The sequence below is a fragment of the Specibacter sp. NPDC057265 genome (assembly GCF_042668835.1).
In the GTDB taxonomy this organism is placed as follows: domain Bacteria; phylum Actinomycetota; class Actinomycetes; order Actinomycetales; family Micrococcaceae; genus Specibacter.
Window position 1 is genome coordinate 55,751 of the sequence record NZ_JBHUYE010000016.1, and the last position, 8,750, is coordinate 64,500.

11 protein-coding genes and 1 tRNA gene are annotated in these 8,750 nt (G+C 59.1%); 7 read left to right on the forward strand and 5 right to left on the reverse strand.

All coding sequences use genetic code 11. The features are described from left to right. Positions 1–11: 11 nt before the first annotated feature. Positions 12–422, reverse strand: coding sequence for an arsenate reductase ArsC (locus ACFUCV_RS11650; RefSeq protein WP_380815798.1), 411 nt, complete (start codon positions 420–422; stop codon positions 12–14). Between the two features lie 21 nt (positions 423–443). Next, positions 444–1,523 carry an ACR3 family arsenite efflux transporter gene (arsB, locus tag ACFUCV_RS11655; RefSeq protein WP_380815800.1) on the reverse strand — a complete coding sequence of 360 codons (1,080 nt, stop codon included), beginning with the start codon at positions 1,521–1,523 and terminating at the stop codon, positions 444–446. 99 nt (positions 1,524–1,622) lie between these two features. Between arsB and ACFUCV_RS11660 the strand changes: the two genes are divergently transcribed. Next, positions 1,623–1,970 (forward strand): ArsR/SmtB family transcription factor, encoded by a 348-nt coding sequence (locus tag ACFUCV_RS11660; protein ID WP_380815818.1) that lies wholly within the window; start codon positions 1,623–1,625, stop codon positions 1,968–1,970. A gap of 88 nt (positions 1,971–2,058) precedes the next feature. Here the strand turns inward: ACFUCV_RS11660 and ACFUCV_RS11665 are convergent, their stop codons facing one another. After that, a complete protein-coding gene (locus ACFUCV_RS11665) occupies positions 2,059–3,249 on the reverse strand; it encodes an NAD(P)/FAD-dependent oxidoreductase (protein WP_380815820.1) in 1,191 nt (396 codons plus the stop codon). Between the two features lie 592 nt (positions 3,250–3,841). On the opposite strand from ACFUCV_RS11665, the gene ACFUCV_RS11670 reads away from it, so the two are divergent. Beyond that, positions 3,842–3,929: transfer RNA gene (locus ACFUCV_RS11670), tRNA-Ser, on the forward strand. 148 nt (positions 3,930–4,077) lie between these two features. On the opposite strand, the gene ACFUCV_RS11675 is transcribed toward ACFUCV_RS11670, so the two are convergent. Together ACFUCV_RS11675 and ACFUCV_RS11680 are read right to left on the reverse strand one after the other, a co-directional pair. Then, positions 4,078–4,371: a hypothetical protein gene (locus ACFUCV_RS11675; RefSeq protein ID WP_380815802.1), complete on the reverse strand. Its 294-nt coding sequence runs from the start codon at positions 4,369–4,371 to the stop codon at positions 4,078–4,080. Between the two features lie 434 nt (positions 4,372–4,805). Beyond that, the gene (locus ACFUCV_RS11680; RefSeq protein WP_380815804.1) at positions 4,806–4,955 is read right to left on the reverse strand and encodes a hypothetical protein; all 150 of its coding nucleotides are present in this window, start codon (positions 4,953–4,955) and stop codon (positions 4,806–4,808) included. Between the two features lie 171 nt (positions 4,956–5,126). Here ACFUCV_RS11680 and ACFUCV_RS11685 point away from each other — a divergent pair, with 171 nt between their 5' ends. The 5 genes from ACFUCV_RS11685 to ACFUCV_RS11705 all read left to right on the forward strand — a co-directional run bounded on the left by ACFUCV_RS11685 (position 5,127) and on the right by ACFUCV_RS11705 (position 8,243). Beyond that, complete coding sequence (locus tag ACFUCV_RS11685; RefSeq protein ID WP_380815806.1) at positions 5,127–5,303, forward strand: hypothetical protein; 177 nt, start codon at positions 5,127–5,129, stop codon at positions 5,301–5,303. Positions 5,304–5,716: 413 nt separating this feature from the next. Continuing rightward, entirely contained in the window at positions 5,717–5,974 is a 258-nt protein-coding gene (locus ACFUCV_RS11690; RefSeq protein ID WP_380815808.1) for a hypothetical protein, read from the forward strand. A 370-nt stretch (positions 5,975–6,344) separates the two neighbouring features. Then, positions 6,345–6,758: a hypothetical protein gene (locus tag ACFUCV_RS11695; protein WP_380815810.1), complete on the forward strand. Its 414-nt coding sequence runs from the start codon at positions 6,345–6,347 to the stop codon at positions 6,756–6,758. A gap of 234 nt (positions 6,759–6,992) precedes the next feature. Beyond that, complete coding sequence (locus tag ACFUCV_RS11700) at positions 6,993–7,598, forward strand: recombinase family protein (protein ID WP_380815812.1); 606 nt, start codon at positions 6,993–6,995, stop codon at positions 7,596–7,598. Between the two features lie 186 nt (positions 7,599–7,784). Next, on the forward strand, positions 7,785–8,243 hold the full coding sequence (locus ACFUCV_RS11705; RefSeq protein WP_380815822.1) for a hypothetical protein: 459 nt from the start codon (positions 7,785–7,787) through the stop codon (positions 8,241–8,243). Positions 8,244–8,750 lie beyond the last annotated feature (507 nt).

The following is an 8,750-nucleotide window of genomic DNA, read 5'->3' on the forward strand; positions in this document are numbered from 1 at the left end:
AAGAGCTTTCCTTAGCGGGGGAGGAGGTCGGCAATGAGTGCTTGGATGCGCGCTTTGATGTCGTCCCGGATGGGGCGCACCGCGTCCACGCCCTGCCCTGCGGGGTCCGCAAGCTCCCAGTCTTCGTAGCGTTTGCCGGGGAAGATGGGGCAGCTGTCGCCGCAGCCCATGGTGATGACGACGTCGGACTCCCGCACCGCGGCGGTGGTGAGCACCTTCGGTACCTCGGCCGAGAGGTCGATGCCTTCCTCGGCCATGGCTGCCACGGCGGCTGGATTGACCGCATCGGCCGGAGCGGAACCGGCGGAGCGGACCTCAATGGCACCGTGGGAGAGGGCGTGCAGGTAGGCGGCGGCCATTTGGGAGCGTCCGGCGTTGTGGACGCAGACGAACAAAACTGACGGTTTTTTGGCGGTGTTCATAAGTATGTGCTCCATAAACAGTTAGTGGGTGAAGAAACGTGTGCGGGCCCATAGGGCTGCATAAACCAGGGCCACAAGGACGGGCACTTCAATGAGGGGACCCACCACCCCGGCCAAGGCCTGGCCGCTGGTGACGCCGAAGGTGCCAATTGCCACGGCAATGGCGAGCTCAAAGTTATTGCCCGAGGCCGTGAAAGCCAGTGTGGTGGTCTTGGCGTAGCCGAGGTTGAGGGCCCGTCCAATGGCCATGCCTGCGGCGAAAACCACCACGAAATATACGAGCAAGGGCAACGCTATGCGGGCCACGTCCAGCGGCTTGGAAGTAATGGAATCGCCCTGCAGTGCGAACAACAGCACAATGGTGAACAGCAGGCCGTAAAGTGCCCATGGTCCCAACTTGGGCAGGAACTTGCTTTCATACCATTGCCGCCCCTTGGCTTTCTCGCCAATCGTGCGGGTCAAAAAACCTGCCAGCAGGGGAAGCCCCAAAAAGATCAGCACGGAGGCCGTGATGGTCCAGAAGGAGAAGTCCGCCGAGGTGGTGGGCAGTCCCAGCCAGGCAGGCAGCAGCTGCAGGTAAAACCAGCCCAGGACCCCGAAGGTGAAGACCTGGAACACGGAGTTGATGAGCACCAGCACCGTGGCGGCTTCGCGGTCACCGCAGGCCAAGTCGTTCCAGATCATGACCATGGCAATGCAGCGCGCCAGCCCCACAATGATCAAACCCGTCCGGTACTCGGGCAGATCCGGCACGAAGATCCACGCCAAGGCAAACATGAATGCCGGGGCGGCCACCCAGTTCAGGATCAATGAGGTGGCCATCAACCTGCGGTCCGCCAAAACGCGGCGCGTTTCGTTGTAGCGCACCTTTGCTAAAACCGGATACATCATGACCAGCAGGCCGATGGCAATGGGCAAGGAAATGGAACCGATCTGCACGGCTTCCAGTGCGGTGTTCAACCCGGGGACAAGTCTTCCCAGCAGGAGTCCGGCAGCCATGGCAGCAATGATCCACAGCGGCAGGAAGCTGTCCAGAGTGGAGAGCCTGCCCCCATTGGATGCCGGCCCCATGGCAGCGGGTGTGGTGGTTTTGATGCTCATGCAGCTCCTTGCCAACGGGGCATAATATTGATGGTTGTCGATATATAGTATGCGGAACTATATCGATGACTGTCAATGTAGGGGCATAATGGTTACATGATGCCTGCACTGCCCCCTCCAGCTCCTGCCGTGACACTGCGCAGCGGGCCCAGTGATCCAGCGGGATTTGATGCCGTCGATGCATTGGATTCGGCCCGGGTCCTCAAGGCCCTGGCCGATCCCAACCGACTGCGCCTGCTCTCCATTGTGAAGGCGGGCGACGGCGGTGAAGCCTGTGTGTGTGACCTCACCGGCCTGTTGGGGTTGGGCCAGCCCACAGTGTCCCACCATTTGAAAATCCTGGTTGACGCTGGCTTTCTAACGAGGCAAAAGCGCGGCACGTGGGCGTATTATTCCTTGATCCCCGGTGCCCTGGAAGCTGCGGCCGGCCGCATTCTTGGCTTGTGACCAGGTGCGCCCCCTAGGTGCGCAGGCGTGGCTTTGCCCCCGCGCGGCTAGGACGGGCCCTGCGGCTGTGAAGGGTCCTCGCGGTGCGTCAAGCGCGGCCCTTGAGGATCAAGTTCCAGTAAATCTGCGGAAAAATCCAACGGTCCACAATCCACTGCCAACGCCGTTCCTTGGCCATGCGTGCCACGGGGAAGGACTTCATGGGTTGGTATTGGGTGCCGAACTCGGCGAAGAACGCTGTCCCGCGGGTCAGCGTGAAGGGGCATACGGAATATCCGTCGTAATGCCCGGTGGGTTCGCCACCGCCGCGCACGGCCAGCAGGTTCTGGGCGACAATCTTGGTCTGTTTCCTTAGGGCTCCGCCGGATTTGGAATTGTCGGTGCCGGCGGCGTCCCCGAGCGACCAGACATTGGGGTATCTGGGGTGGCGCAGTGTCCCGCCATCAACTTCAACAAAGCCGCCAGCATCGCCGGGGGCCGGCAACGAGGTGTTTTTCAGCCACTGGGGAGCTGACTGCGGCGGGACTGCGTGCAGCAGATCGTAGTTCAGCGTGCTCTGGCCCGCCGGGCCGTGAAGGGTGATGATCCGGCGGGTGGAATCCACTGACTGCAGCGTGGTTCCCGTGTGCAGGGTGATTCCATATTCGGCAATCTTACGGTTCAATTCCGCATCCACCTCGGGCATGCCAAAGACTGTGGGGGAGGGGACCACCAGGTGGACCTCCAGATCCTGCAACACACCCTGGCTGCTCCAGTAGTCGCAGGCCATGTAGGCCACCTTCTGTGCGGCGCCGGAACATTTGGCTGCGCCGGGGGGCTGCGTGAAGACCACTGTGCCCGACGTCATCTTCTGGATCAGCTCCCAAGTGCCGACCACCATGTCGTGGGCATAATCGGAGGTGCCGTGGACGCCGTCCATCGCCTCGGGCAGTCCGGGCACGGCATCAAAGTCCAGCTGCAGTCCGGGGCACACCACCAGCTGGCCATAGCCCAGGCGCGAACCATCGGAGAGCGTGACCAGGTTTTCGGCCGGCAGGATGTCCGTGACACGGTCCTGGATCCAGTGGGCGTTCCTGGGCATCACCGATTTCTGCGAGCGGGTGGTTTCACTCATCCGTGCCGCACCGCCAGCCACATGGGAGTACAGCGGCTGGTAATAATGTACGGATTTTGGCTCAATGACTGCCACATCAATTTTGCTTTTACGCAGCAGCCGGGCCGCCAAAGAGACCCCGGCATTGCCGCCGCCAATGATCAAAACCTCATGGTGCTTGTCCATCATGCCGCCTCTACTTTGCAATGGGTGCCTTGTTCGGCACTCTACCGGTTATCGACCACCAAGGCATGGGTTCCTGCGCCGCTGGATCAGATGCAATCCAGCCCGTGGCTCGACCCATCTTCCGGCGTCGCCCACCAGCTTTTGCTGCACTGTGGAACAGGGCCAATGCAAGGGGCTCAGGTGGCTGGTGGAAGGTGCCGCCGGGAGCGCGGAGCTGTCCCCGCGTGAGTTTTCGGCCGGCAGGCATTGGCCAAATGGATAGTTTTGGGCCGGAAACGGCGGAATGTGCCGCCGTCTGGGCCGTACTGGCCCAAGGCTGTGTAACGTAGGGCACATGCTGGATGCGGCGGCGGGAGCACCGCCAACTGCAGCATGCGGACATTGCATGTCCACTCCTTTTGTTCGTCTCTGCCTTCCGCAATGACCTCATGGGGAAGCAAGGGCAATGGGGCTTGAACGGGGCCCTGTTGCCCTTGTTTAATGCCCAAAATGCAGCGTTAAAACTCCTCGTCACGCGGCAGGAATGGTTCGATTCGTGCGTTGGACACTTTGTCAGGTACTCTTGAACCTGCCGTGTTCTGCACGGCAAGCTGGAGGATTCGCCTAGCGGCCTATGGCGCACGCCTGGAACGCGTGTTGGGTTAACGCCCTCGGGGGTTCAAATCCCCCATCCTCCGCCAGTAAAAGGTCCGGAATCGAAAGATTTCGGACCTTTTTTGTTGGCGCCGTCCCCGTCCTTCCGGGGTTAGGGGTTAGCGGCCAAAATATACGTGATTGGATGGTCCGCTAGATGCTGACCACCCCAGATACCCAACCATTACCGGGACACTATCCGCGAAGTTCTCCCCAACCGAACCCACTCTCCGCAACGAAATCCTGGAATTCGCTGCGCAGACGTGCCGTGAATCCGTCTGTGCTTTCGGGCGGATAAAGCCAGAACCCCATTTTCTCGTCAAACACGAAGACCCGAAGAAGCAAGTCCTCACTGACGATCGTTGATGACGTGACCGGCTCGCCCTTCGCCGTCACCACATCCAAATGGGTGCGCTCGAGCTCATCCGGAGTCAGAATCGCCTCGAGCACAGGCCATGCCGCGAGTAAGATTTCTTCCACGATCATCATGAATACATAATCGCAGCCGGCGAAGACCTGGGCCAGGGGTGCCTGTTCATGAAACGTTCAGTGGAATGGCAGAGGTTACAGTGAGGCATGACGCATGTTCCAAAGAAACGCACCATTGCAATATTGGGTTTCGTCGCTCTTGGGTTGATGGTAATCAGCCTTGCGCTAAAGATATTTCTTAACGGTGTAGAGCCTTGGCCATGGGTGGCGGTTGGCTTTCAAGGCCTGGCGGTCGTTATCGGTGTCTTACTGCTGGTCCGAGTTGTTCGCGGCCAGCGCGACGATTACTTGCGAGAACGAGGCAAGGGCACCAGTGGTCCTAGTACATGACAAGTCCAATGCGTGTTCGTTCCATAACGGGAACCTTGACCGGACATATTCCGCGTTTCAAGCATTTCTGACGGCCCAACAGATAGGCGTTGTCCGCAAGGGAGTTAGTCCCTTGTCAGAAATCTCTGGAATGAGGCCTCTGGATCCGGATCGAAAATGGGAGCCAAAGATCCAGAAGCCAAAACCACGACGACGGCAACAAACAGCACAACCACGGCACCAGCAATGACCATGAACTTCTGATTTTCTGTCATCACGTCAGGATATAGCTGCTGGCGCACCCGTCTGGTCTTCTTCACAGGTCCAGCATGGCCGTCAACAGCCCGCATGGGAACGTCGTACGCCACCTCCGTGGGCTTGGCCGCTATCGTATCCACTGGCAGAGTCCTCGGCATGATATTTGATGAGCTCGTAGGGGGCGCTCCGTGGTGATTGACCTTCGCGATGTGGCCGCACCACCGTGGGAAGAGGACCTGCTGGTCACCGCCCAGCCCAAGGGAGTCGTGGACGTGTGGTCGCTGGTGCGCGGTGCGCGTTGCGCCACGTTCGCGACGGTCTGGGACTCCGGTGGCGGCTGGCGGGGGGGCACTGGTGCCCGGTGAGCACCCCGTGGTGGTGGCCGGCGCGTGGGAGCGCCACGGCGTGTGCGGATACGAGTTAACGGGACAGCGGCTGTGGCAGGACCGCAGCCGCACGAACATAGAGGCCGTGACCGCGCTGACTGGAGGTCGTGTAGTCGTCACTCACCTCCGCAGGGCCACTCGCGTGCTGGAGGCAGCGACCGGGGAGGAAGTGCGTTCCCTGCGCGGGGTGTTGAGGATGATCGCGCTGACTTCGGACCTCTCGCTTGCAGTAGGTGCCGCCTGCTGGATCGTTCGCTGGATCCGCTGGGGTCCCGAATTGCGACCGGACTGAACATGGCTTGGTGCGCGGCCAGCGACGGGAGCATCTGGTGGTTACCGAGGTGGACGGGCCCTTACACATTCTCGACTCCGACGGGCGAGAACGAGCGAGGATGGCTGAGAACTTCCGACATGTCCTCCACGACCCGGTGACGAACACCTGGGTCGCGGTCCACGAGCCACCCGAGGGGAAGAACTCCCTGTTCCGGTTCAACAACAACGGGGAGGTTCTGGAGCGACGTCCCTGGGACCTCCGCGTCAGCGGTACGGCGACGATGCGCGGAGGCAGGACGTTGATCCTGATCACGGCTGAAGGCGGGCAGGTCGTGAACTGCGCGGACTGGAGCGTGCACGGACTTGAGGCGACGTGAGCCTGGACGCCGAGTAGCCCATGGCATTGCCACGGGCTGACGGCTGTGCCTGCCATCACCAGCTGGCAAGCTCGCCACCAGCACATCGCTCGCTTTTCGATATCACCGAGCGTTCCTGCCTGACATGGGCCAGCATTTCGGGCAGGCCGCCGATCTCGGCGAGTGTCATTTTCAGAAGACGAGTGCACAAATAACAGGAGTCGTGTTCACTAGTCCGTTTTATCAGACGTGCTCTACACAGAATTTCAGAAGACGTTTGCACAGCGCTCCCCATGCCCGCAGGGGGAACCTTCTGCGGACTGTCTTAAAGTTAGACGGAATCATCCCTAAGTATGGCGTTTTGCTCTTCGCAGGCTGAGAGGGTAAAAGAATGAATTCACGCCCAATTTCTGCCATTGTCCTTACCCTTCTATTCTCAATGCCGACATTGGCCGGGTGCTCCCTATTCGATCCGCAACGTAACCTGACACTGCATGATGTGGTGAACTCCGAGCATGACGGACCCGATGTCACGACGCAGGCGGAAGACATCTCAGAAACGGCGTGTGCATCCCCGCTCGATTGCGTTGAGGCGTATAGTACCGCCGAGGCAAACTATTTCCGGTTTGAAAGCCGAAAGAGTGCTGAAGAGTATGGGTCGACGGTGAAAGATGGGTTCGTTGTCAACTACATCGTGATGGACTTCGCTGGCAAGGATGCCCCGGTGGAGAAACAACTTTGGGCAATGCAGGGGCTGGCTGGCACATGGAACGACTACGAGGGCGACTTCCCGGACCGCCGCTAGCGAGTGCTTTGAATGAGCCCGCAAGCGCTCCTTCTTATCTGCCTCAGCCGTTGCATCGTCCCTTCAGGGGCCCGTCCGGAAAGGCATTCCGGACAGTTCCGTAAGGGGGTCCCTGACCGGTCACACATGCTCCTGACCTGCGTCCTTGCGAAGCCTGGCCCACCAACGTCCCGTAAGACCCGTCCGATGAAGTGACCGGTGATGGGGCGGGGCCTAACCGGTACGCTCAAAACCATGACCGGAATGCTGATCGGATATGCGCGTGTATCCACCAATGACCAAGACCTCACCGCTCAAAAACATGCGTTGCTTGCCTTGGGGGTGTCACCGGAGAAGACGTTCACTGATCAGGGTCTCACTGGTGCGAATCGGGCGCGGCCAGGGCTGGACCAAGCACTGGCAGCCTGCAGGGGAGGGGACACCCTGGTCGTGACCAAGCTCGACCGCCTAGCCAGGTCGCTGCGCGATGCGAAGGACATCGTTGATGAACTCACCCGGCGCGAGGTCAAGCTCAGCATTGGCAGTTCTGTTCATGACCCCACTGACCCTGTAGGTAGACTCCTTTTCAATGTTCTTGCTATGGTGGCCGAATTTGAGGCAGACCTGATCAGGGCACGAACCCGTGAGGGCATGGCTGTCGCGAAAGCAAAGGGCAAGCTGCGCGGAAAGCAGCCCAAACTTTCCACAATGCAGGAAGCCCACCTAGTTTCCATCCACCGGGCTGGAACACATACGACGGCTGAAATTGCCGAGCTCTTCGGAGTCGCCCGTTCCACTCCACGGTCTACCGCGCCATCAAACGCGCCGGCGAGATGGCAGAATGAGTCACTGTTCAGCTGACTGGGGGAGTACAGATGACTTCGGATACCTTTTCCATGGAACGGTAGCAAGGTGGTGAAGCGTGTATGTCAGCGTTGGTGCGGACCGGTTATCGGTCTGCTCGTTGGTTGTGCAATAGCTGTCACGGGGTGGTCAGCTATCGGCCCTGACCATCTGGTTTATGCGGTCGTCGTCCAGTTAGGTTTCATGTTTACCGGGCTACTTTTCGGACCGCTTCTTGTAGATGTTGCCCGGCCACGCTATCAAGTTGCCTCTATTGAGCGAAAAATTTTCGGGTTCTTAGGGGCAGGGCAGCTGTCCCGATTTCTCACTAGCGTGGGCTGGAATGCGGTCATCGGTAGGATGCGCGGACAAAGCGATGGCACTATCGCTCCGCGGCAGTTCTTGCGTGGCACTGAGCTTTCAGAAACAGGTCACGGGATCGGTCTTGCCGCGACTGTGGTGGTAGCGATCATCGCGGCAGCGGATTCGTACCCGCGCGGAGCCGTGTTGGTGCTTTTGGCCGGGGTTTTAGTACACGCCTATCCAATAATGATTCAACGGATTATGCGGTACCAAATCGCCGGTGTACGGCCAGAACCGCCGCGGAACAAGGAAAACGGATCAGTAGCCGGCACTGGTCACTCAGATGTGTTTCATAACTAATAGTGAACCCACTAATTTAGGTCAACGGTTTCGAGACATAGTTACGAGAAAATACTTGGAAGCAAGTCGCTGTGATCCTGCTGAACTTGAAGCACACCTCGGCCGATTGACTTGCAGCCGGTGAGACGTCTCGCATCTCTAGGGTTTCGAGGCACTTTAAGTCTGGTACTAAGCAAACTGCGTGTGACGAGCCCAGACGAACACATACTTCAAATTTTCTGGACTTTGAAGACATCCGCGTGTTTCCAAGGCTGGAATCCAGTGCATGTATTTCTTAGTCACAATCATGTCCACCAACTTCTTTTGGTGCACAGCAAATGGCTTCCGAGTTGGTCTCCAGCAAGTGAGTAGAAGACCGGTATCGTCCAAATTTTCCTCTATTCGCCTCCAAGCTCCCTAACCAAACGTCAGATGAATATTTGGCGTGTTGGGTGCCACCCATTATTGCCATTGGGAACCATTGATATTGCCGTTGGGGGCCAGCGCCTGCCTGGGTGGGAGCCACCG

Excerpts from the sequence above, each read along its gene's own strand:
- ACFUCV_RS11650 (WP_380815798.1), bottom strand. The coding sequence starts at position 422 with ATGAACACCGCCAAAAAACCGTCAGTTTTGTTCGTCTGCGTCCACAAC.
- arsB (WP_380815800.1), bottom strand. The coding sequence starts at position 1,523 with ATGAGCATCAAAACCACCACACCCGCTGCCATGGGGCCGGCATCCAAT.
- ACFUCV_RS11660 (WP_380815818.1), top strand. The coding sequence starts at position 1,623 with ATGCCTGCACTGCCCCCTCCAGCTCCTGCCGTGACACTGCGCAGCGGG.
- ACFUCV_RS11665 (WP_380815820.1), bottom strand. The coding sequence starts at position 3,249 with ATGGACAAGCACCATGAGGTTTTGATCATTGGCGGCGGCAATGCCGGG.
- ACFUCV_RS11675 (WP_380815802.1), bottom strand. The coding sequence starts at position 4,371 with ATGATGATCGTGGAAGAAATCTTACTCGCGGCATGGCCTGTGCTCGAG.
- ACFUCV_RS11680 (WP_380815804.1), bottom strand. The coding sequence starts at position 4,955 with ATGACAGAAAATCAGAAGTTCATGGTCATTGCTGGTGCCGTGGTTGTG.
- ACFUCV_RS11690 (WP_380815808.1), top strand. The coding sequence starts at position 5,717 with ATGGCTGAGAACTTCCGACATGTCCTCCACGACCCGGTGACGAACACC.
- ACFUCV_RS11695 (WP_380815810.1), top strand. The coding sequence starts at position 6,345 with ATGAATTCACGCCCAATTTCTGCCATTGTCCTTACCCTTCTATTCTCA.
- ACFUCV_RS11700 (WP_380815812.1), top strand. The coding sequence starts at position 6,993 with ATGACCGGAATGCTGATCGGATATGCGCGTGTATCCACCAATGACCAA.
- ACFUCV_RS11705 (WP_380815822.1), top strand. The coding sequence starts at position 7,785 with ATGTTTACCGGGCTACTTTTCGGACCGCTTCTTGTAGATGTTGCCCGG.